We start from the raw sequence: 22,625 nt of genomic DNA, 5'->3' as shown, positions 1-22,625 counted from the left end.
TTGCGGAATCTCCTGCACTGACTGACTGGTGGACGACCCCGGCACGCCCGCGCCTTCAGAGCGCGAGCAGTTCCTTGGTCGTGATGGTGAGTAGCTCGGGTCCGCCGTCCGCCTCGGGGCGCACGACGAGCGTGTCATCGATCCGGACACCACCCCGGCCAGGGAGGTGAACCCCCGGTTCGACGGTGACCGGCACGCAGGCGTCCAGTTTACCCATGGCCGCGGGCGCCAATTGAGGGTCCTCGTCGATTTCGAGTCCTACACCGTGTCCGGTGAGCGGAGCAAGGCCTTCCGAATAGCCCGCCGAGTCCAGTACGTGGCGTGCCGCGTGGTCCACGTCGCGGCAGGCCGCGCCGGGTGCGAGGGCCTCCCGACCGGCCCGCTGCGCGGCGAAGACGAGGTCGTACAACTCGATCTGCCAGTCGGCGGGTGACGTGCCGATGACGAACGTACGCCCGATCTCGCAGCGGTATCCGCGGTAGCTCGCCCCGAGGCACACCGAGAGGAAGTCGCCCTCCTCCACCCGCCGGTCCGACGGGCGGTGGCCGCCCTTGCCGGAATTCGGGCCGGTGCCGACCGAGGTCGGGAACGCGGGTCCGTCCGCTCCGTGGTCGACGAGCCGCCGCTCCAGCTCCAGCGCCAGGTGCCGCTCCGTGCGTCCCACGAGGATGGATTCGAGCAGCTCTCCCAGCGCCTGGTCGGCGACCTCCGCGGCGATCCGCAGATACGAGAGCTCCTCCTCGTCCTTCACCAGACGCAGCTGCTCGACGGCCGTCCCGAGGTCCAGGAGCCGCAGCCGCGGCGCGACCGACCCGAGCGCCCGGTGCCGGGCGACGGTCAGATGGTGCTCCTCGACGGCCACCGCCTCGGCCCCCTGCGCGGCCGCCAGGCCGACACCGGCGACGGCCGGATCGGCGCTCGGCTCGGGCAGCAGCTGCACCTTCAGCGCCTCGTCGGGCCGCCCCTCGCCCTGCTGCCCACCGGGCGGACGCCCGCACAGCAGTACGTCCTCGTCCGCGCCGACGAGGAGCACGGCGCCGTCGGGCGCCGCGCCGGCAAGATAGCGGACATTGGCGGGCCGGGAGACCAGCGCCGCCGCACCACCACCGGCAGCACACCGTTCCCGAACCCGCTCCCTGCGGACCGCGTACACCTCTGACATGGGGCGAGCCTACGAGCGCGGCCCCGGTCCGGCCCGGCGGGCGCGTCCGACCGGGCGTCGCCGCACGTCTGTTCCTACGCCGTCACGGTGCCCGCTACCACTGCGGCGGGCTCGCGATAGCTCGGGCCAGGACGTCGTCCAGGACTCGGGCCGTGGCGGGGACGTCCAGTTGGGAGTTGTCGATGATGGGGAGGCCCGAGCCGTACCAACCGGCCATGCGGCCGTGGATGCGGGCGACCTCCTCGTCCGTGAGGCGGCGGTTGCCGCTGCGCTCCGCGTTGCGCTCCAGGACGATCTCCAGGCCCGGGAGCAGGACGACGGGCAGCAGGCCGGGGCCCACGTGGCGCTTCCAGCCGCCGAGGCCGACGACCGGGCGGTCCGGGAAGACCGCGTCGTCGAGGATGCACGAGATGCCGTTGGCCAGGAAGTTCCGTGCGGCGAAGCCGCAGGTGCGGCGGGCCAGGCGGTACTGCGCCTCGGAGTGGTCGTTCCAGCCCGACTGGGGGTCGGCGAACCCGGAGCGCACCCATTCGCGTACGTCGTCGAGGCTGATGTGGGCCGTGGGCACACGACGGTGCTCGGCCCAGAACTTGGCGACGCTGGTCTTGCCCGCACCCGCGGGGCCGATGAGCAGCACGGCGAGCGTCGTGGCGCCGGTGTCCGTGGGCGCCGCGCCCTGCGGAGGGCTCGGCATGGCCACGGGCGCGCCGGACGGCAGCTGGATGTGGCCCGTGGAGGCCGGGGCGGCCGGGGCGTCCGACGCCGGGGGCACCGGTCCCGGCCCGTGCTGGGGAGGCTGCGGGGCCGCCGGGGCAGGCGGCATCGGGGGCTGTCCCTGCGCGACGTGCGGGGCATTCGGGGCATGCGGAGTGGGGCCGCCCGTGAATCCCGGGACGGGGGGCACCCCCTGTTGCGGCGCCGCGCCCGGAGGCGGGGCGGTCGGGTGGTGTGCGGCCGGCGACCAGCCGGTGGCAGGTCCGTGCCCCGGCTGATGGGGCGGCGGCAGCGGAGACCCCACTGCGTGCTGCATCCGGTGCCACTCCGTCTCGTGCGACTGTCGCTGGTCGGGCAGCGACCGGGCCGCCCGTTACCGAACGGTACCGTCCCCGGCCGCTGTTGTGTGAACGGCCGGGGAGGCCGTGACGTGCCCGTGGCCGAATCAGGAGGCCACGGTGAAAGGTGCCGGGGCCGTTACTGGCCCACTTCTCCGAACGCGGCCAGCAGCACGGCCGGGTCGGGTCCCTCCAGGACGGTCGGCTTGCCGAGGCCGTCGAGGACGATGAAGCGCAGCAGGTCACCGCGGGACTTCTTGTCGACCTTCATGGTCTCCAGGAGCTTGGGCCACTGGTCGTAGCGGTAGGTCAGCGGCAGACCGACCGATTCGAGGACCGTACGGTGCCGATCGGCCGTGGCGTCGTCCAACCGGCCGGCCAGACGGCCGAGTTCGGCCGCGAAGTGCATGCCGACGGAGACCGCGGCGCCGTGCCGCCACTTGTAGCGCTCGTTCTTCTCGATGGCGTGCGCGAGGGTGTGCCCGTAGTTGAGGATCTCGCGCAGGCCCGCCTCCTTGAGGTCGCCCGAGACGACCTCGGCCTTGACCCTGATGGAGCGCTCGATGAGCTCGGCGGTGTGCGGCCCGGTGGGCGTGCGCGCCGCTTCCGGGTCCGCCTCGATGAGCTCCAGGATCGCCGGGTCGGCGATGAAACCGGCCTTGATGATCTCCGCGAGCCCGGAGACGTAGTCGTTCACCGGGAGCGAGTCGAGCGCCGCGAGGTCGCAGAGCACACCGGCCGGCGGGTGGAACGAACCGACGAGGTTCTTGCCCTCGGCGGTGTTGATGCCGGTCTTGCCGCCGACCGCCGCGTCCACCATGCCGAGCACCGTGGTCGGCACGGCGATCCACCGCACCCCGCGCAGCCAGGTCGCGGCCACGAACCCGGCGAGGTCGGTGGTGGAGCCGCCGCCGACGCCGACGATGACGTCACTGCGCGTGAATCCGGACTGGCCGAGGGCCTTCCAGCAGTACGCGGCGACCTCCGCCGTCTTGGCCTCCTCGGCGTTCGGCACCTGGATGGCGACGGCCTCGTACCCCTGGTCGGCGAGGTCCTGGCGGAGCGCGTCGCCGGTGTCGGCGAGCGCCTCGGGGTGGATCACGGCGACCCGCTTGGCCTGGTCGCCGATGAGGCCGGGCAGCTCGCCGAGGAGCTGTCGACCGACCAGGACCTCGTACGGATCCGTGCCGGCGGCGCCGCCGACGTGGATACGGGTGGGGGTCTGCTCCGTCGTCATGCTTCCTTCAACTCCAGTGCGTCGAGGACCGCCTGGGCGACCTCATCGGGGGTGCGGCCGTCGGTGGCGACGACCGCGCGGGCGACTTCGGCGTACAGGGGGCGGCGGGACTCCATCAGCTCGCGCCACTGCTTGCGGGGGTTGACCGCGAGCAGGGGGCGCGCCTGGTTGAGCCCGGTGCGCTGGACCGCTTCCTCCACGTCCATCGAGAGGCAGACCACGGGGTGCTCGGCGAGGAGCTTGCGGGTCGACTCGTCGAGGATGGCGCCGCCGCCGAGGGCGAGGATGCCGTCGTGCTCGCCGAGGGCCGTGGCGACGGCGTTCTTCTCCAGGGCGCGGAAGTAGTCCTCACCCTCGTCGACGAAGATGTCGGAGATCTCCCGGCCCTGCGCGGCCACGATGTCGGCGTCGGTGTCCCGGAACGAAACGCCCAGACGACCGGCCAGCAGCTCGCCGACCGTCGTCTTGCCCACGCCCATCGGGCCGACGAGAACGGCCTTCGGGCCGGTCACCGGATCTGCAGGTTGTCGAGGTAGGACTGCACATTGCGGCGCGTCTCGGGAACACTGTCCCCACCGAACTTCTCCGCCACCGCATCCGCAAGCACCAACGCCACCATCGCCTCCGCGACAATCCCCGCCGCCGGAACCGCACACACATCCGAGCGCTGGTGATGCGCCTTGGTCGCCTCACCCGTGACCACATCAATGGTCGCCAACGCCCGCGGCACCGTCGCAATCGGCTTCATCGCCGCCCGCACCCGCAACAACTCACCCGTGCTCAGCCCACCCTCCGTACCACCCGAGCGGCCCGAAGTCCGCCGGATACCGTCCTCAGTGGTCACGATCTCGTCATGCGCCTGCGACCCCGGCACCCGCGCCAGATCAAAGCCGTCACCGACCTCGACCCCCTTGATCGCCTGAATCCCCATCAACGCCGCCGCAAGCCGCGCATCCAGCCGCCGGTCCCAGTGCACATGCGAGCCCAGACCCACCGGCACCCCATACGCCAGCACCTCGACCACACCGCCCAGCGTGTCGCCGTCCTTGTGCGCCTGATCGATCTCCGCGACCATCGCCTTGGAGGCATCCGCATCCAGGCAGCGCACCGGGTCGGCATCCAGCTTCTCGACGTCCGCCGGCGTCGGGTACACCCCGTACGGCGCCTTCGCCGCCGCCAGCTCGGTGACATGCGAGACGATCTCGATCCCGGCCGTCTCCTTCAAAAACGACCGCGCCACCGCACCCAGCGCCACCCGCGCCGCGGTCTCCCGCGCCGACGCCCGCTCCAGCACCGGCCGCGCCTCGTCAAAGCCGTACTTCTGCATCCCCGCCAGGTCGGCGTGGCCGGGCCGCGGCCGGGTCAGCGGAGCATTACGCGCCAGATCGGCAAGGACCTGCGGATCCACCGGATCCGCCGACATCACCTGCTCCCACTTGGGCCACTCCGTATTGCCCACCATCACCGCAACCGGCGAACCCATGCTCAGCCCATGCCGGACCCCGCCCAAGAACGTGACCTCATCACGCTCGAACTTCATCCGCGCCCCACGGCCATACCCCAACCGCCGCCGCGCCAGATGATCCGCCACCATCTCCGTCGTGATCGGCACGCCGGCGGGAAGACCCTCCAACGTCGCGACAAGCGCGGGTCCGTGCGACTCCCCCGCGGTCAGCCAACGCAACCTGCTCAACGGTGCTCCTCATGCTCGCGCCTCGAACTGCTGTCTTCGACGGCGCGGCCGGGTGCGCGGCCCTGGCCCGCCACCCCCGATCCTCCCACGACCTGAGGGGGAACCCGGCGTCCGGTCCATCTGACGGACGTCCCTCGGCCGCGCCTCGACCGGGGCGCGACCAGGGATTTACCGTTCGGCCAGCGCGTGCTCGCCCGCCTTGCGCATGGCCGCGAGCGGCGCGGAAGCGTGCCCCGTCATCTGCTCGACCTGCAGCACCGCCTGGTGCACGAGCAGGTCGAGACCGCTGACGACGGCCCCTCCGTACGCCGACCAGCGCGCCGCGAGAGCGGTGGGCCAGGGGTTGTACAGCACGTCGAAGAGGGTGGCGGGCCGCTCGGGCACGGTGGCCGACAGGGCATCCGTGGTGCCCGCGGGCGTGGTGGCGATCACCAGGGGCGCCTGCAGCGCCTCCGCCGCGTCCTCCCAGGACTCGGTCCTGACCTGTACGTCGAGGCGCTGGCCCCACTCGCGCATCTCGGCGGCACGGGCATCGCTGCGCACGTACGCGACGACCTCGCCCGTGCAGATCCGGGCGAGCGCGGCCAGTGCGGACGACGCGGTGGCGCCCGCGCCGAGGATCGCGGCCGACTCGACCTGCTCGATGCCCCGCTCGCGGAGCGCGGCGACCATCCCCGGGATGTCGGTGTTGTCACCGACGCGCCGCCCGTCGTCGCCGAACACCACCGTGTTCACCGCCTCGACGGACGCCGCGGTCTCGCTGACCTCGTCGAGCAGCGGGATGATCGCCCGCTTCAACGGCATGGTCAGCGAGAGCCCGGCCCACTCGGGCCCGGCCTTCTCGATGAACTCGGGCAGCGCCGCCTCGTCGATCTCGAAGCGGTCGTACGTCCAGTCGGTCAGGCCCAGTTCCTCGTACGCGGCGCGGTGCAGCACCGGGGAGAGGGAATGGGCGATCGGGGAGCCGAGGACTGCGGCTCGTCGCTTCTGCGCGCTCATTGCCCCTTCAGGTATTTCTCGCGGTTCCGGTTCTGTTCTTCGTTCGTCTCGGCGAAGAGCGTCTTGTCCTCACTGACGGAGACGAAGTAGTACCAATTCCCCTTCGCGGGATGGAGCGCGGAATCGATCGCCGCGTCTCCCGGGTTTCCGATAGGACCGGGGGGAAGACCCTTGATCTTGTATGTGTTGTACGGGTCGCTGAGCTTGCGGAGTTCATCGACCGTACCCGTGGCGAGTTTGGACTCGCCCCGCAGGTAATTGACCGTCGAGTCGAAGTCGAGCAGACCGTACGTCTCGGTGTTGCCGGGCTTCAGACGGTTGTAGACGACCGTGGCCACCTTGTCGAAGTCGTGCTTGAACTTGCCTTCGGCCTGCACGAGGCTGGCGACCGTGACCACCTGGAGCGGGTTGTCCAGGTTCAACCGCTTGGCCTGCGACTTGACGTCCAACTCGTCGTACTTGGCGGTTGCTTGGGCGACCATGTCCTTCAGGACGTCCTCGGGCTTCTTGCCCTTGGCGACCGGGTAGCTGGAGGGGTGCAGGAAGCCTTCCAGCGGGTCCTTGACGTCGTCGTTCATGTTCGACGTCGCCCAGTCGGGCAGCCCGAGGCTCTTCCATTCCTTGCGGGCGATGTTCTTTGTGGTGCCCTTTTTCAGTTCGAGGCGCTGGTCGATCTGTTTGTAGACCGTCACGTTCCGCGTGCCGGGGGGAACGACGAGATTGCTGCGGCTCTTCGGGTTGAGCATCAATTCGACGGCACTCTTGGCGGACATCTGCTTCTTCAGCGTATAGACGCCTGCCTGAATGGACTGCCCGTCCGGATGCTTTCCCTGAGCGGAGACAAAAGCGTCGACGCTTTTGACGACGCCCGCGTCCTTGAGCTTCTGCCCGATCGCGTAGCCGCCGGAGTCCTTGGGAATGTCGACGACGGCCGTGCCCGAACCCGCGCCCGCGAAGTCGGGGGCCGTGCCGAAACGATCCTGGTAGAACTGGTAGCCGAAGTAGCCGACGCCGCCGAGGCCGCCCGCGAAGACCAGCGTCACGACCAGGCAGGCGCAGCCGCTGCGGCGCTTCTTGGGCTTCTTTCCGCCACGCCCTCCGCGCCGCTCGCCCCGGCCACCCCGGCGGCCCGGCTCGTCGTCATCGTCGGAGTCGTCGTCCCCGTCACCCGCGAAGAACGCGTGCTCTCCCTGATCGGGCCCCGGGTCCCAGTCGACCTCGGGCTCGGCGGGCGTCTCCCTGCGGCGGCCGGGCGGCTCCGGCGGCGCGTAGGCATCGGGCGTGGAGTAGTAGTCGTGGCCCTCGGGGCCGTACCCGGCCTGCTGGCTTCCGTAGGGATCCATCGGGTCGCCGCCGTACGGGACCTGCCCCTGGCCACCGGTGTCCCAGCCACCGTTGTTGTGGCCCTGGTCGGGGTTTCCGTTGTAACCCTGGCCGGGGTGCGAGTTGTAACCCTGACCGGGATGCGAGTTGTAGTCATAGGCGGCGCCGCCGTCGTACTGCTGTTGGCCGTAGGGCTGCTGCTGGCCGTAACCCTGCTGCTGGCCGGTGTTCCACTCCCCGCCGTACTGGTCCTGGTGCGGCTGCTGATGCTGGTGCGGCTGCTGAGGGTGGTACTGCCCCTGGCCGCCGTAGGTGGACGTGCCGCCCGAGGGCTGCTGTCCTCCCCATCCGCTGTCCCCGTACAACGGGTCCTCCGGATGCCACGGTTCGGAGCCTGGGCCCCGGCCATACTCAGTCATCGATCCCCTACATGCCGCGAGGCGGGGCCGCCGTCGGGATGACCGGGCAACCGTTCCGCCTCTTGATGCTGTGCGGCAGCTGTTCGAACACCGCCGCATCGCGCGGAACGTTACCGTATCGCGATCAGATGACCACTTCGACGCCCTCGCCCGGAGCTTTGCCTGACGCCCGTTCGGACTCCAGGGCCTGCTGAAGGATGATCACAGCCGCGGCCTGATCGATGACAGACCTGCCCTTTTTGGACTTCACACCGGAGGCGCGCAGTCCCTGACTGGCCGTCACTGTGGTCATCCTCTCGTCCACGAGCCTCACCGAAATGGGGGCGACCATGCGGGCGAGCTCCTGGGTGAAGACGCGGATCTTGGCGGCCGCCGGGCCCTCGCCCCCGTTGAGGGAGCGAGGCAGGCCGACGACGATCTCGATCGGCTCGTACTCGTCGACGAGCTGCTTCAGGCGGCGCTGGGCCGCCGGGACGTCACGTCCCGGCACCGTCTCGACCGGGGTGGCGAGGATCCCGTCGGGGTCGCACGAGGCGACCCCGATGCGGGCGTCACCGACGTCGATGGCAAGCCGTCGGCCCCGACGCATGCCCTGGGCGGACTCGGTCATCAGGCCGTCTCGGTGACGAGGCGCTCGACCGCGGCGATGGCGTCGCCGATCGCGGCCGGGTTCTGGCCGCCGCCCTGGGCGACGTCCGGCTTGCCGCCGCCACCGCCGCCGAGGGTCTTGGCGGCCGTGCGGACCAGGTCGCCCGCCTTGAGGCCGCGCTCACGGGCGGACTCGTTGGTGGCGATGACCGTCAGCGGGCGGCCGTTGGCCGTGGCGAAGAGGGCCACGACGGCCGGGCGGTCGCCCTGGATGCGGCCACGCACGTCGAGGACCAGCTTGCGCAGGTCGTCGGCGCCCGTGCCGTCCGGCACCTGGCCGGTGACGAGGGCGACGCCCCGTACGTCCTTGGCGGACTCGACGAGACCGGCGGCGGCCTGGAGGACCTTCTCCGCGCGGAACTTCTCGATCTCCTTCTCGGCGTCCTTCAGCTTGGCGAGCATGCCGGAGATCTTCTCGGGGAGCTCCTCGGAACGGCCCTTCACCAGCTCCTGGAGCTGGGCGACGACCGTGTGCTCCTTGGCGAGGAAGTTGTACGCGTCGACACCGACCAGCGCCTCGATGCGCCGCACGCCCGAGCCGATGGAGGACTCGCCGAGCAGCTTCACCAGACCCAGCTGGGCGGTGTTGTGCACGTGCGTACCGCCGCACAGTTCCTTGGAGAAGTCGCCGATCGTGACGACGCGCACGCGCTCGCCGTACTTCTCGCCGAACTCGGCGATGGCGCCGGACTTCTTGGCGTCGTCGATCGACATGACCTCGGCCTGGACGTCCAGCTCCTGGGAGAGCACCGAGTTGATCCGCTGCTCGACGTCCGTCATCACGGCCGTGGGCACGGCGGACGGCGAGCCGAAGTCGAAGCGGAAGCGGCCGGGCTGGTTCTCGGAACCGGCCTGGGCGGCCGTCGGGCCGAGCGCGTCGCGCAGCGCCTGGTGCGTGAGGTGCGTGGCGGAGTGGGCGCGGGCGATGGCGCGGCGGCGGTGCGAGTCGATCGAGGCCCAGACGGGGGCGCCGACGGTGATCTCGCCGACCTGGACGACACCCTTGTGGACGTGCACGCCGGGCACCGGCTTCTGCACGTCACGGATCTCGACGACGGCGCCGCTGTCCAGGCGGATGCGGCCGGTGTCGCCGATCTGGCCGCCGCCCTCGGCGTAGAACGGGGTGCGGTCGAGGACGATCTCGACCTCGTCGCCCTCGGTGGCGGCGGGCGAGGAGGCGCCGTTGACCAGCAGGCCGACGATCTGGGCCTCGTTCTCGGTGAGCGAGTAGCCCGTGAAGTCGGTGGCGCCGGAGGCGTCGGCGATCTCGCGGTAGGCGTGCAGATCGGCGTGGCCGGTCTTCTTGGCGCGGGCGTCGGCCTTGGCGCGGTCCCGCTGCTCCTTCATCAGACGGCGGAAGCCGTCCTCGTCCACGGAGAGGCCCTGCTCGGCCGCCATCTCCAGGGTGAGGTCGATGGGGAAGCCCCAGGTGTCGTGCAGCAGGAACGCCTTGTCGCCGGAGAGGACCTGGCCGCCGGCGGCCTTGGTCTCGGTGACTGCGGTGTCGAGGATGTTCGTGCCGCCCTTGAGGGCCTTGAGGAAGGCGGCCTCTTCGGCGAGGGCGACGGTCTCGATGCGCTTGCGGTCGGTGATCAGCTCGGGGTACTGCTGCCCCATCGTGTCGATCACGACGTCGACGAGGTCCTTGACGACCGGTCCCGTGGCGCCCATCAGACGCATGTTGCGGATGGCGCGGCGCATGATGCGGCGCAGCACGTACCCACGGCCCTCGTTGCCGGGCGTGACGCCGTCGCCGATGAGCATCGTCGACGTACGGATGTGGTCGGCGACCACGCGCAGGGAGACGTCCGAGCCGTGCTCGGCGCCATAGCGCACGCCGGTCAGCTCGGTGGCCTTGTCCATGACGACGCGCAGGGTGTCCGTCTCGTACATGTTCTGTACGCCCTGCAGGATCATCGCGAGACGCTCGAGGCCGAGGCCCGTGTCGATGTTCTTCGACGGCAGCTCGCCGAGGATCGGGAAGTCCTCCTTGCCGTCGCCCGCGCCGCGCTCGAACTGCATGAAGACCAGGTTCCAGATCTCCACGTAGCGCTCGTCGTTGACGGCGGGGCCGCCCTCTTCGCCGAACTCGGGACCGCGGTCGTAGTTGATCTCGGAGCACGGACCGCAGGGACCGGGCACGCCCATGGACCAGAAGTTGTCCTTCTTGCCCAGGCGCTGGATGCGCTCGGCCGGGACGCCGACCTTCTCGCGCCAGATCTGCTCGGCCTCGTCGTCGTCGAGGTAGACCGTGATCCACAGGCGCTCGGGGTCGAGGCCGAAGCCGCCGTCGGCGACCGAGTTGGTCAGCATCTCCCAGGAGAGCGTGATGGCGCCTTCCTTGAAGTAGTCGCCGAAGGAGAAGTTGCCGCACATCTGGAAGAACGTGCCGTGGCGCGTGGTCTTGCCGACCTCTTCGATGTCGGGCGTGCGCACGCACTTCTGCACGCTGGTGACGCGCGGGGCGGGCGGCTTGACCTCACCCAGGAAGTAGGGCTTGAACGGCACCATGCCTGCGGGGACGAGCAGCAGAGTCGGGTCGTCCGCGATGAGCGACGCCGAAGGGACGACGGCGTGCCCGCGCTCCTCGAAGAAGCTCAGCCAGCGGCGGCGGATTTCAGCCGACTCCATCAGTGGTCCTCATTCCCGTTGTACTGCGTCTTGATGTCGTTCTTGTAGCTGCTGTGGCTCTCGATGACCGCGAAGCGGCGGGGCGCGGGCAGTTCGGCGTCGGGGTTGTGCTGCAGACCCAGCGCCTCGCCCAGCTCGACCTCGCGCTCGGCCATGCCGTCGCGGATGTCGAGCGCGAAGTCCTTCAGGCGGTGACCCGTCTCGATCGCCTTGTTCGCGGCCTGCGCGGCGAGGCTCTCGGGGGTCAGCTGCTTGAGCTTGCGGTTGACCTTGGTGGTGGCCCATACGCCGGCGGCTGCGCCCGCGGTGAACCAGAACGTACGGCGGAACATCGCTGCGTCAGTCCCTCTTACTCCGGTTGGCCCGCTTGGTCCGCCGCGCGGACGGGACGGTGCGACCCACGATCACCGTACGACGGGACGGCTTGGCGGGCATTTCCTTTGTTTCGGGGGCGGCCTTGCGGCTGATGGCCCTGCGCACGCCGTACCCGAACGCGGCCACCTTGACCAGGGGGCCGCCGAAGGTCGACGCGACCGTCGTGGACAGCGCCGACGCGTTCGACGTGACCTCCTGGACGTCGGAGGCGATGGCGTCGACGCGGTCGATCTGCGTCTGCGCGGAGCGCACCGCACTGGAGGCGTCGGCCAGGAGGGGGACGGCCTGCTCGGTCACGTCCGCGACGAGCTTGGTGGTCGCCCTGAGCGTCTGGGCCAGCCTCGCCAGCGCCACCGCGAGGAAGGAGACCAGGATCGCCCAGAAAACGGCCACCAGGATTCCGGCAACCTCTCCACCCGACACTTGGCACCGCTCCCTGGATCTCGTCCCTGAACTTCGTCCCTGAACATCGAAAAGTCGTCCTCCGACCCTATCGCGCCGGGGGCGCCGCTCCGTACCGCATTCCCCTTCAGACTTCCAGGAGTTGCGCGAACCGATTGTACGGACCGCATACGAATGAGTACGCTCCGTACCCTATGCGACCCATTCAGTCCGGCAATCTCCCCCTGGAACTGAACGCCTTCGTCGGGCGTGACACCGAACTCGCCGAACTCGCCACGGCATTGGAGGCGGGACGGCTGGTCACCGTCACGGGAGTCGGCGGAGTCGGGAAGTCGCGGCTCGCCGTGCGGGCCGCGGCGCGGAGCAGGCTGTGCGACGGTGCCTGGCTGGTGGACCTCACGGCGCTGCGGGACGCCGATCTCCTGGAGCACGCGGTCGTCGAGGCCCTGGGGCTGACGGACCACACGAAGCGCCCGCCCCGACAGGTGCTGCTCGGGCACCTCGCGGAGCGGGAACTGCTCCTCGTCATCGACGGTTTCGAGCTCCTCGTCGACGCCTGCGCCTCGCTCGTGCGCGATCTGCTGGTGCACTCCCCCGGTCTGCGCGTGCTCGCGGTCGGGCGCAGGCCGCTGGAGACCGAGGGCGAGCGGCTCTTTCCGCTCGCGCCGATGCCGGGTCCCGACGCGGCCGCGCTCTTCACGGACCGGGCGACGGCAGGTCTGCCCGATTTCGCCCTCGACGACGGCAACCGCACGGACGTGATGGAGCTGTGCCGCCGTCTCGACGGGATCCCGCTCGCCGTGGAGCTGGCCGCGGGACGGCTGCGGGCGCTCTCCCCCGCCCAGCTGCTCGCCCGGCTGGACGACCGGTTCCGGCTGCTCACGGGGGCCCGCCGCGACGGGCTGCCGCGGCACCAGACGCTGCGCACCGCCATCGGCTGGAGCCACGAGCTGTGCGCCCCGCGGGAGCGGCTGCTGTGGTCGCGCCTCTCGGTGTTCGCCGGGCAGTTCGACCTGGAGGCCGCCGAGTACATCTGCGCCGGGGACGGACTCCCCGCCGACGACGTGCTCGACGTACTGGACGAACTGCTCGCCCAGTCCGTCGTGAACCGCGAGGAAGGGCCGTCGGGCGTGCGCTACCGCATGCTCGACACGGTCAGGGCCTACGGCGCCGACTGGCTGGAGGCGGCGGGCGAGAGCACCCGGCTGCGGCGCAGGCACCGCGACTGGTACATGGGGCTCGCCACCTGGTGCGAACTGGACTGGTTCTCGCCGCGCCAGCCGGAGGTCGCCACCCTCGTCGACACCGAACTGCCCAATCTGCGCGCCGCGTTGGAGTTCTGTCTGACCGAGGGGGACCAGGCCCACCTGGGGCAGTACCTCGCCGGCACGCTCTGGTTCTACTGGGCGGGCTGCGGCCGTCTCGCGGAGGGCAGGCACTGGCTCGACCGGGCCCTGGAGCTCGACGGCGGGCACGACGACTCCCGGCTCAAGGCCCTGTGGGTGCTCGGCTACGTGGCGGTGCTGCAGGGCGACGCGGTCGCCGCGCTCGCCGCGCTGCACGAGTGCCGGGACGGGGCGGAGCGCACGGGCAGCGCCCTGGCCGCGGCGTACGCGGAACACCGCATCGGCTGCCTGGCCCTGGTCACGGACGACCTGCCGCGCGCGGAGACGCTGCTGCGCTCGGCCCTTGAGCAGTACCGGGAGATCGGCGAGCTCAACAGCAACGTCCTCATGGGACAGACCGAGCTCGCCATGGCACTGGCCTTCCGCGGTGAGCTCGGCATCGCGGTGGAGCTCTGCGAGGAGGTGCGCCAGGTCTGCGAGGACCACGGCGAGCGCTGGGCCCTCGCGTACGCCCTCTACGTCCTCGGCTTCGCGGCGTGGACCCGCGACGAGGCGGGGACGGCACGCGAACTGCTCGCCGAGTCGCTCCGTCTCGACCACCGCTTCCACGATCTGATCGGCACGGTCCTGTCCATCGAGCTGCTCGCGCTGTTCACGGCGACGGAGGGCGACCCCGCGGAGGCGGCGGTGCTGCAGGGCGCCGCGTCGAGCATCTGGCCGTCGGTGGGACTGCCGCTGTTCGGCTCGGTCCACTTCGGCGGGCCGCACGCGATGTGCGAGCGGCAGGCCCGCGAGGCGCTCGGCGACGAGCGGTACGAGGAGTGCGTGCGGGCGGGCGCGGGGCTCGGCCTGGACGCGGCGGTGGTCCGGGCGCTGGGCAGCGGCCCCGGAAACGAGCGAACCCGCCGCCTGCCCCGCCAGGAAGGGCGGGGAGGCGACGGGCTGCAGCAGGGTGAGCTACGTCCGGGTCAGCGGGCGTAGTACTCGACGACGAGCTGCTCGTCGCAGATCACGGGGATCTCCTTGCGGTTCGGGTCGCGGTCCAGGCGGAAGGCCAGGGCCTTCAGGTTCACCTGGAGGTAGCGCGGGGTCTCACCGTCGGGGGCGAAACCACCCTCGCGCGCAACCTGGAACAGCGGCTTCTCGCGGCTGCGCTCGCGGACCATCACGACGTCGTCGGGACGGACGCGGAACGACGGCTTGTCGACCTTGCCACCGTTGACCTCGATGTGGCCGTGCACGACCATCTGGCGGGCCTGGTAGATCGTGCGGGCGATGCCCGAACGCAGAACCAGGGCGTCGAGACGACGCTCCAGCTCGATGACCAGGGCCTCACCGGTCTTGAGCTGCGTCTTGGACGCACGCTCGTAGGCACGGACGAGCTGGCGCTCGGAGAGGTCGTACTGCGCGCGCAGGCGCTGCTTCTCGAGCAGACGGACCTTGTAGTCCGAGTTCTGCTTGCGCCCACGGCCGTGCTCGCCCGGCGGGTAGGGACGGGCCTCGAAGTACTTGACGGCCTTCGGGGTCAGCGCGATGCCGAGGGCACGCGACTTCTTGACCTTGGGGCGGGACTGGTTCGGCATGAACCAACCTCTCTGTTCTCTGTGAAATCGGCTTCACCAGGGTTAGGGGAGGTCGCATCCGCAGCCTGGGAAACCTCGTGGGCCGTGGGCTCGAAAGCCGTGGGGCCGTGAGGCAGCCGCTCCCTGGTCTGGGCACAATGTGCAGCACGCGAGTGGCCCACCGACCGATTCCCGGAGCGCTGGGCTCCGGAGTGGTGGTGGGCTGCCCGCGACACCTTCAACGGTGCGCGACGCTCCTGGATCCCCTCGCCTTGCGGCGGCGGGGTTCCGGCTGGATGTCCCGTTCTGGTGGCGCCGGTACGAGACCGGACACGGGACGCAGCACTGCGGGCAAGTGTACCGGGTGCGGCGAGGTGCCTCAGCCGCAGGTGGCGAGGAGCTCATGGAGGGCCCGCTTCTCGGGGGCGGTGACCGTCAGCCCGTACTTGGCCTTGATGCCGGTCCAGCGGCGCCCGTACTCGCACCAGTATTCCTTGCGGGGCGGCTTCCACTTGTCGGGGGTCCAGCTGCTCTTCGCGTAATTCGCGTCCTTGTCCGCGGCGAGCAGGACGTCCAGGTCATTGGCGTAGGCGAGGCGCCGGTCCGGGGTCCAGGCCCAGGCACCGGCCCGCCAGGCGGCACCGAGCGCGACGACGTGGTCGGTCTCGATCCGGGAGGCCCGGCGGTAGGAGTAGGGCAGCTCCTTGCCGGTGTACGGGTCGTGCAGCGTGCCGGAGATCACGACACAGGGGTTGCGGTCGTCCTCGCGCAGGTCCTTCAGATCGCGGCGCAGGACGTCGTCGCGGGTGTCGCAGCCGTTGCGCCCGCCCGGGGCATCGGTCTCGTCCGACCAGCCCGCACCGAACTCGGAGCGTTTGTACGTCTGCCAGTTCTTGCCCCACGCCACGGTGAGGCGGGCGAGCTGGTCCCGCGCCCGGTCCGGGGCGGGCGGGAAGCCGGGCGTCGTGAGCGTGCTCTCGGCGGCCGGCGGCGGCGTCGAGCGGCGGGCGTCGGCGCGCTGCAGTTGCGGCGGGGTGCAGGCCACGGCGACGGCGGCCAGCGCGACGAGCGCCCCCACCGCTGGTCCGGCCGCTGTGCGCATGCCGCCGAGCGTAGGCGGACGGGACGGGGCCCGCCCCTCGGGCGGCGGCGCCGTCCCTGGCTATCCCTCGGGCTGTTCGCCCTTGAGGCGGGCGCGGACCCGCTCGACCACGTCGGCGTACCGGGCCTCCGCCCCGTACCTCGTCGGCTGGTAGTAGCGCTTGCCCTCGATGGTGTCCGGTGCGTACTGCTGCGTGGCGATGCCGCCCGGGACGTCGTGCGGATACACATAGCCCTGGGCGTGGCCGAGCTTGGCCGCGCCCTTGTAGTGACCGTCGCGCAGGTGGGGCGGGACGGGGCCCGCGAGGCCGCCGCGGACGTCTGCCTGGGCCTGCTGGATCGCGATCGTCGCGGCGTTCGACTTCGGGGCCAGGGCGAGGGCGATCGTGGCGTGGCTGAGGGTGAGCGCGGCCTCCGGGAAGCCGATCATGGCGACGGCCTGGGCGGCGGCGACCGCGATGGGCAGGGCGGTCGGATCGGCGAGGCCGATGTCCTCACTGGCGGAGATCATCAGGCGCCGGGCGATGAAGCGGGGGTCCTCGCCCGCCTCGATCATGCGGGCCAGATAGTGCAGGGCCGCGTCCACGTCCGAGCCGCGGATGGACTTGATGAGGGCACTCGCCACGTCGTAGTGCTGGTCGCCGTCGCGGTCGTACTTCACGGCGGCCCGGTCGACCGACTCCTCCAGGGTCTGGAGCGTGATCGCCTTCTCGTTCTTGGCGAGCGCCGAGCCCGCGCCCGCTTCCAGGGCGGTGAGCACACGCCGGGCGTCGCCACCGGCGATGCGCAGCAGATGCTCCTCCGCCTCCTCGGGCAGCTCGACCGCACCGGCAAGACCCCGCTCGTCGATGAGCGCACGGCGCAGCAGTGCGCGCAGGTCGTCGTCGGTGAGCGGTTCGAGGGTGAGCAGCAGGGAGCGGGACAGGAGCGGGGAGATGATCGAGAAGTACGGATTCTCGGTGGTCGCCGCGATCAGCGTGACCCAGCGGTTCTCCACGGCGGGCAGCAGGGAGTCCTGCTGCGCCTTGCTGAAGCGGTGGATCTCGTCGAGGAAGAGGACGGTCTCCTTGCCGTGGCCGCCCATCGCCCGGCGGGCGCCGTCGATCACCGCGCGCACTTCCTTCACGCCCGCGGTGATCGCGGAGAGCTCGACGAAGCGCTTGTTCGTGGCTTTGGAGACCACGTACGCAAGGGTGGTCTTGCCGATGCCGGGCGGGCCCCACAGGAACACCGACGAGGGGCCCGCGGGGCCGCCGCCGCCCTCGCCGACCAGGCGGCGCAGGGGCGATCCCGGCTTCAGCAGGTGCTGCTGGCCGACGACCTCGTCGAGGGTGCGGGGGCGCATCCGGACGGCCAGGGGGCTGCTGGACGGGTCCTTCTCCTGGCGGTCTTCGGCTGCGGCGGTGAACAGATCGGGCTCCACGTGAAGAACCCTATGTCACCCCACTGACAATCCTTCCGGGCACCGGTCGGGCCCAGAAGTCAGGCCCAGAGGTCTGCTCCCCAGCGGGTGAGGATCAGCATCGCGATGACGCCGGTGTGCATCACCGGCAGCGCCCAGGTGAAGTCCGCCAGGAAGCTCTTGGCCCAGGCGGGCGCGGGCAGGAAACCGGCGCGGATGTTGGACGACGTGACGTACCAGAAGATCAGGAGCGTGGCGACCCAGGCCAGGCAGCACCAGAGGCAGAGCGCGTTGATGTGGTAGAGCGACTGGATCATGAGCCAGGTGCAGAAGCCGACGCCGAAGAGCGCGCCCGCGTTGAACGTCAGCCAGTACCAGCGGGGGAAGCGGGCTCCGGCGAGGAGGCTCATGCCGACACAGATCACGATGCCGTAGGTGACCAGGCCCAGCATGGGGTTCGGGAAGCCGAACGCCTCGGCCTGCTCGCTCTTCATGATGCTGCCGCAGGCGACGACGGGGTTGATGCTGCAGCCCGGCTGGAAGTTCGGGTCCTTCAGGAGCTCGAACTTGTCGATGGTGATGACCCAGGAGGCGAGCAGACCGGCCGCGCCCGTGATCACCAGGAGCAGGGCGAGCGCGCGGCTGCCGCCGACGGCACCGGGAGCGGCCTGGCGCCCCTGATCGTCCAGGGCGTCGTCCTTCGCTGACATCGTTTTGCTCATCACGCCGTTCCGTCGCTTGTGGGGCCGCGGGCACGCACATTGTGCCGCACACGGGCGGGTGTCCACCGTTCGTTGGACATAAGGAGGTACGCACGAGGGACCCGGAGCGTTCGACACGGAGGGGGCCGGGCCAGGGGATTGCGCCCCCTGGCCCCGCCCCCTCCGGCCGTACTACTTGCCGAGCCTGGCCGTCAGCTCGGCCACGATCCCGTCCACCGCGACCGCCGACTGCTCCCCGGACTCCATGTCCTTGAGCTGGACGACGCCCTCGGCGAGGTCGCGTTCACCGGCGACGACGGTGAAGCGCGCGCCCGAGCGGTTGGCGTTCTTCATCGCGCCCTTGAGGCCCTTCCCGCCGTACGAGAAGTCCGCCGCGATCCCGGCCCTGCGCAGCTCGGTCACCTTGGCGAAGAGGACGCGGCGCGCCTCGTCACCGAGCGGCACGGCGAACACGCTCGTGGACGCGGGGAGTTCGAGCTCGACGCCCTCCGCCTCCAGGGCCAGCACCGTGCGGTCCACGCCGAGCGCCCAGCCGACCGACGGCAGCGAGGGGCCGCCGATCATCTCGGACAGGCCGTCGTAGCGGCCGCCGCCGCCGACCGCGGACTGCGAGCCGAGGCCGTCGTGGACGAACTCGAAGGTGGTGCGGGTGTAGTAGTCCAGGCCGCGGACGAGCTTCTCGTCGTCCTCGAAGGCGACGCCCGCCGCCGTGATCAGCTCGCGGACCTGCTCGTGGTACGCCTTGCAGGCGTCGCACAGGTAGTCGCGCAGCGAGGGCGCGCCAACCAGCTGCTGCTGGACGTCGGGCCGCTTGTCGTCGAGGACCCGCAGCGGGTTGATGTCGATGCGTCGACGTGTCTCCTCGTCCAGGTCCAGGCCACGCAGGAACTCCTGCAGCGCGGCGCGGTAGACGGGGCGGCACTCCTTGTCGCCGAGCGAGTTGAGCAGGATGCGGAAGTTCCGCAGGCCGAGGGCGCGGTACGCCTGGTCGGCCAGGATGATCAGCTCGGCGTCGAGCGCCGGGTCCTCGGCGCCGATCGCCTCGGCGCCGACCTGGGAGAAGTGCCTGTAGCGGCCCTTCTGGGGGCGCTCGTACCGGTAGTAGGAGCCCGAGTACCAGAGCTTGACCGGGAGGTTGCCCGCCTTGTGGAGGTTGCCCTCCAGGGCCGCGCGCAGCACGGAGGCGGTGCCTTCGGGGCGCAGGGCGAGCTCGTCGCCGCCCTTGGTGGTGAAGGCGTACATCTCCTTGGTGACGATGTCGGTGGACTCACCGACACCGCGCGCGAACAGCTCGACGTTCTCGAAGCCGGGCGTCTCGACGTAGCCGTATCCGGAGTTGCGCAGGGGCGTCGCGATCGCCTCGCGCACCGCCAGGAACTTCGCGGAGTCCGGCGGAAGCAGGTCGTACGTGCCCTTGGGGGCCTTGAAGGTGCTCACGGAATTTCTCTCGTCACATTCCTCGTCGCGGGGCGGACGTCTCGTCCGCGCCCAAGCCGGCGGCCACCTGCCGCAGATAAGGGTTGGTGGCGCGCTCCTGGCCGATGGATGTCTGGGGGCCGTGGCCGGACAGCACCACGGTCGAGTCGTCGAGCGGCAGGCACACGCGGCCCAGCGACTCGAGGATCTCGGGGTGGCTGCCGCCGGGCAGGTCGGTGCGTCCGATGGAGCCGGCGAAGAGCAGATCGCCCGAGAAGAAGACCGAAGGGATCTCCTCGCTCTCGGGCATCTGGAACGTCACCGACCCCTTCGTATGGCCCGGGGCGTGCGCGACGGAGAAGTCGAGGCCCGCCAGCTTCAGGTCCGCGCCGTCGGTGAGCTCCCGCATGTCGTCGGGCTCCCCCACCGTCAGCTCGCCCATGAGCGGCATCCCGATGGAGCGACCGAGTGCCTTCTCGGGGTCGCTCATCATGTACCGGTCGGAGGGGTGGATCCACGCGGGTACGTCGTGCGCTCCGCAGACCGGGACGACCGAGGCGACGTGGTCGATGTGGCCGTGGGTGAGGATGACCGCGACGGGCTTGAGCCGATGCTTCTTGAGTGCGTCCTCGACTCCCTGGGTGGCCTGGTGGCCCGGGTCGATGATCACGCACTCCTCGCCTGCGGCGGGGGCGACCAGGTAGCAGTTGGTGCCCCAGGCCCCGGCGGGGAACCCGGCAATGAGCACGATCGTCCTTCGTTCGTCGTCCGGCGGCGGGTGACCGCGGCCCCCGGCGGGAGAACGCGGCAGATCAGAGCCTACCGGCGCTGCCGATTCCACAGGTAACCCATATACGGTACGGGGCACTAAGCGGCGCATGCCGAGACATGCGCGGGAGAAGGGGAGAAGAGCCGGTGGTCAGCCAGGAACAGCGGCGCAGACAGCTCGCCCGGGAGAAGAAGGCGCGCCAGCAGGAGCGGCGGGAGGCCGCGCGGCGCAGGTCCCGGGCCCGCAACGCGGTGATCGCGGGCGCCCTCGCGGTGGTCGTGGCGGGCGGCGCCGTGTCGTATGCGGCGGGAGCCTTCGACGGGGACGACACCAAGGACGACGCGAGCGCGGCGCCCAGCAGCACCCCCAAGGATCCGTGCAAGAAGGCGGCGCCCGGCGCGGTGAAGCCGCTGAGCTTCAAGAAGGAGCCCGCGCTCACCATCGACAAGTCAGCGGACTACACGATGGACTTGAGGACGACGTGCGGCGACATCGCCCTCGACCTCGACGCGGCGAAGGCCCCGCACACCGTCAACTCCTTCAACTTCCTGCTGAACAAGGGCTACCTCGACCACACCAAGTGCCACCGCCTGACCACGGGCGGCATCTACGTCCTGCAGTGCGGTGACCCGAAGGCCGACGGGAAGGGCACTCCGGGCTACCAGATCCCGGACGAGAACCTCAAGGACAAGCGCCTGAAGGGGAACGTGTATCCGGCGGGCACGGTCGCGATGGCGAACCAGTACAACGCCAAGGAGAAGCAGGGCAGGAACACCGGCGGCAGCCAGTTCTTCCTCGTCTATCAGGACAGTCAGCTGCCGCCCGACTACACACCGTTCGGGACCATTTCCGATTCGGGGATGAAGGTTCTGAAGAAGATCGCCGCCGCGGGCGAGAGCACCGGGCGGGGCGACGGCGCCCCGAACGCGACGGTCGTCATCGACAAGGCCACCGTCACCAAATCCTGACCGCGGGCAGGCAAACTTCGGTCGCGCGGGATGCGGACAGCCGCCCCGCCGGTCGCCTATGTTGGCGGAGACGAAACTGTGGACGATGCCGGGGGCCCCGAGGCCCTGCGCAGGCATCATGTGGAGGAGGCGCTGTGAGCAGCGACCCGTGGGGCCGCGTCGACGAGACGGGGACCGTGTACGTGCGTACGGCCGACGGCGGCGAGCGAGTGGTCGGTTCGTGGCAGGCAGGATCTCCGGACGAGGCCCTCGCCTACTTCGAGCGCAAGTACGACGGTCTGGTCGTCGAGATCGGACTTCTCGAGCGCCGGGTGAAAACCACCGACCTGTCGGCCAAGGACGCCACGACGGCCATCGACCACCTGCGCCAGCAGGTCGACGAGGCGCACGCCGTCGGTGATCTGGACGCCCTGAGCAAGCGGCTCGACAAGCTCGTGGAGAGCGTCGACGCGCGCCGCGAGGAGCGCAAGGTCCAGAAGGCCAAGCAGTCCGACGAGGCGCGGCACGCCAAGGAGGCCCTGGTCGTCGAGGCCGAGGAGCTGGCCCAGAGCGAGCAGTGGCGGGCGGCCGGCGAGCGGCTGCGGGCCCTGGTGGACACCTGGAAGGGGCTGCCGCGGCTCGACCGCAAGTCGGACGACGAGTTGTGGCACCGCTTCTCGCACGCCCGCTCGGCGTTCTCCAAGCGCCGCAAGGCGCACTTCGCGTCGCTCGACGCGCAGCGCGAGGACGCCCGCAAGGCCAAGGAGAAGCTGGTCGGCGAGGCCGAGGCGCTGTCGAACTCGACGGACTGGGGCCCCACGGCCGCGCGGTACCGCGAGCTGATGGCCGACTGGAAGGCCGCGGGCCGCGCCCAGCGCGAGCACGAGGACGACCTGTGGAACCGCTTCCGCGGCGCCCAGGACGTGTTCTTCGCGGCGCGCAGCGCGGTCTTCGCGGAGCGCGACGCCGAGCAGGGCGAGAACCTGAAGCTCAAGGAGGAGCTGGCCGGCGAGGCGGAGAAGCTCGTCCCGGTGACGGATCTGAAGACGGCCCGTGCCGCGTTCCGCTCCATCAACGAGCGCTGGGAGGCCATCGGCCACGTCCCGCGTGACGCCCGCCCGAAGGTCGAGGGCCGGATGCACGCCGTGGAGCGTGCGCTGCAGGAGTCCGAGGAGGCCGAGTGGCGCCGGACGAACCCGGAGGCACGCGCGCGTGCGGCGGGTCTCACCGGTCAGCTGCAGGCCGCCGTGGACAAGCTCCAGGGCCAGATCGAGACCGCTCGCGCCGCGGGCAACAACTCGAAGGCCGACAAGCTGCAGCGGGAGCTCGACGGCCGTCAGGCGCTGCTCGACCAGGCGCTGAAGGGGCTGCACGAGTTCGGCGGCTGACCGTCCTCATGGGTGTGTGACGGCCCGGACC

General features: G+C 70.6%; 20 protein-coding genes. 3 read left to right on the top strand and 17 right to left on the bottom strand.

Features of this window, described 5'->3' with window-relative positions:
• Nucleotides 1-55 precede the first annotated feature (55 nt).
• The 11 genes from ABZV77_RS20880 to ABZV77_RS20830 all read right to left on the bottom strand — a co-directional run bounded on the left by ABZV77_RS20880 (nt 56) and on the right by ABZV77_RS20830 (nt 11,962).
• Nucleotides 56-1,162: an aminopeptidase P family protein gene (locus ABZV77_RS20880; RefSeq protein ID WP_356258713.1), complete on the bottom strand. Its 1,107-nt coding sequence runs from the start codon at nt 1,160-1,162 to the stop codon at nt 56-58.
• A gap of 94 nt (nt 1,163-1,256) precedes the next feature.
• The gene (locus ABZV77_RS20875; RefSeq protein WP_356258710.1) at nt 1,257-2,192 is read right to left on the bottom strand and encodes a Pro-rich N-terminal domain-containing protein; all 936 of its coding nucleotides are present in this window, start codon (nt 2,190-2,192) and stop codon (nt 1,257-1,259) included.
• Nucleotides 2,193-2,353: 161 nt separating this feature from the next.
• Nucleotides 2,354-3,451: a 3-dehydroquinate synthase gene (gene aroB, locus ABZV77_RS20870; protein ID WP_356258707.1), complete on the bottom strand. Its 1,098-nt coding sequence runs from the start codon at nt 3,449-3,451 to the stop codon at nt 2,354-2,356.
• Nucleotides 3,448-3,963 carry a shikimate kinase gene (locus tag ABZV77_RS20865; RefSeq protein ID WP_356258704.1) on the bottom strand — a complete coding sequence of 172 codons (516 nt, stop codon included), beginning with the start codon at nt 3,961-3,963 and terminating at the stop codon, nt 3,448-3,450. The genes aroB and ABZV77_RS20865 overlap by 4 nt, the downstream gene beginning before the upstream one ends.
• Nucleotides 3,960-5,144: a chorismate synthase gene (gene aroC, locus ABZV77_RS20860; protein ID WP_356248595.1), complete on the bottom strand. Its 1,185-nt coding sequence runs from the start codon at nt 5,142-5,144 to the stop codon at nt 3,960-3,962. The genes ABZV77_RS20865 and aroC overlap by 4 nt, the downstream gene beginning before the upstream one ends.
• Before the next feature lie 168 nt (nt 5,145-5,312).
• Nucleotides 5,313-6,143 (bottom strand): shikimate dehydrogenase, encoded by an 831-nt coding sequence (locus ABZV77_RS20855; protein ID WP_356258701.1) that lies wholly within the window; start codon nt 6,141-6,143, stop codon nt 5,313-5,315.
• The gene (gene mltG, locus ABZV77_RS20850; RefSeq protein ID WP_356258698.1) at nt 6,140-7,885 is read right to left on the bottom strand and encodes an endolytic transglycosylase MltG; all 1,746 of its coding nucleotides are present in this window, start codon (nt 7,883-7,885) and stop codon (nt 6,140-6,142) included. Before mltG ends, ABZV77_RS20855 begins: the two co-directional genes overlap by 4 nt.
• 124 nt (nt 7,886-8,009) lie before the next feature.
• Nucleotides 8,010-8,495 (bottom strand): Holliday junction resolvase RuvX, encoded by a 486-nt coding sequence (gene ruvX / locus ABZV77_RS20845; RefSeq protein ID WP_356258695.1) that lies wholly within the window; start codon nt 8,493-8,495, stop codon nt 8,010-8,012.
• Entirely contained in the window at nt 8,495-11,164 is a 2,670-nt protein-coding gene (gene alaS, locus ABZV77_RS20840) for an alanine--tRNA ligase (RefSeq protein ID WP_356258692.1), read from the bottom strand. The genes ruvX and alaS overlap by 1 nt, the downstream gene beginning before the upstream one ends.
• Nucleotides 11,164-11,496, bottom strand: a complete 333-nt coding sequence (locus ABZV77_RS20835) for a DUF6167 family protein (RefSeq protein WP_356258689.1) — start codon at nt 11,494-11,496, stop codon at nt 11,164-11,166. Before ABZV77_RS20835 ends, alaS begins: the two co-directional genes overlap by 1 nt.
• 7 nt (nt 11,497-11,503) lie before the next feature.
• On the bottom strand, nt 11,504-11,962 hold the full coding sequence (locus ABZV77_RS20830; protein WP_356258686.1) for a DUF948 domain-containing protein: 459 nt from the start codon (nt 11,960-11,962) through the stop codon (nt 11,504-11,506).
• 173 nt (nt 11,963-12,135) lie between these two features.
• Between ABZV77_RS20830 and ABZV77_RS20825 the strand changes: the two genes are divergently transcribed.
• The gene (locus ABZV77_RS20825; RefSeq protein WP_356258683.1) at nt 12,136-14,268 is read left to right on the top strand and encodes a regulator; all 2,133 of its coding nucleotides are present in this window, start codon (nt 12,136-12,138) and stop codon (nt 14,266-14,268) included.
• Here ABZV77_RS20825 and rpsD read toward each other — a convergent pair.
• The 6 genes from rpsD to ABZV77_RS20795 all read right to left on the bottom strand — a co-directional run bounded on the left by rpsD (nt 14,256) and on the right by ABZV77_RS20795 (nt 20,238).
• On the bottom strand, nt 14,256-14,870 hold the full coding sequence (gene rpsD / locus ABZV77_RS20820) for a 30S ribosomal protein S4 (protein WP_055543665.1): 615 nt from the start codon (nt 14,868-14,870) through the stop codon (nt 14,256-14,258). The genes ABZV77_RS20825 and rpsD overlap by 13 nt on opposite strands.
• 358 nt (nt 14,871-15,228) lie before the next feature.
• Nucleotides 15,229-15,951, bottom strand: a complete 723-nt coding sequence (locus ABZV77_RS20815; RefSeq protein WP_356258681.1) for an HNH endonuclease family protein — start codon at nt 15,949-15,951, stop codon at nt 15,229-15,231.
• 60 nt (nt 15,952-16,011) lie between these two features.
• Entirely contained in the window at nt 16,012-17,373 is a 1,362-nt protein-coding gene (locus ABZV77_RS20810) for a replication-associated recombination protein A (RefSeq protein WP_356258678.1), read from the bottom strand.
• 59 nt (nt 17,374-17,432) lie between these two features.
• The gene (locus ABZV77_RS20805; protein WP_356258676.1) at nt 17,433-18,062 is read right to left on the bottom strand and encodes a vitamin K epoxide reductase family protein; all 630 of its coding nucleotides are present in this window, start codon (nt 18,060-18,062) and stop codon (nt 17,433-17,435) included.
• A gap of 183 nt (nt 18,063-18,245) precedes the next feature.
• Complete coding sequence (gene hisS / locus ABZV77_RS20800; RefSeq protein WP_356258673.1) at nt 18,246-19,511, bottom strand: histidine--tRNA ligase; 1,266 nt, start codon at nt 19,509-19,511, stop codon at nt 18,246-18,248.
• A gap of 13 nt (nt 19,512-19,524) precedes the next feature.
• Nucleotides 19,525-20,238: an MBL fold metallo-hydrolase gene (locus tag ABZV77_RS20795; RefSeq protein ID WP_356258670.1), complete on the bottom strand. Its 714-nt coding sequence runs from the start codon at nt 20,236-20,238 to the stop codon at nt 19,525-19,527.
• Between the two features lie 167 nt (nt 20,239-20,405).
• On the opposite strand from ABZV77_RS20795, the gene ABZV77_RS20790 reads away from it, so the two are divergent.
• Nucleotides 20,406-21,227 carry a peptidylprolyl isomerase gene (locus ABZV77_RS20790; RefSeq protein WP_356258667.1) on the top strand — a complete coding sequence of 274 codons (822 nt, stop codon included), beginning with the start codon at nt 20,406-20,408 and terminating at the stop codon, nt 21,225-21,227.
• 134 nt (nt 21,228-21,361) lie between these two features.
• Nucleotides 21,362-22,594 (top strand): DUF349 domain-containing protein, encoded by a 1,233-nt coding sequence (locus tag ABZV77_RS20785; protein WP_356258664.1) that lies wholly within the window; start codon nt 21,362-21,364, stop codon nt 22,592-22,594.
• Nucleotides 22,595-22,625: the final 31 nt, after the last annotated feature.

The sequence above is a fragment of the Streptomyces sp. NPDC004732 genome, from assembly GCF_040609235.1.
Classification (GTDB): Bacteria; Actinomycetota; Actinomycetes; order Streptomycetales; family Streptomycetaceae; genus Streptomyces.
The sequence above is the reverse complement of the archived record's forward strand: the minus strand, read 5'-3'. Positions and strand labels throughout refer to the sequence as shown.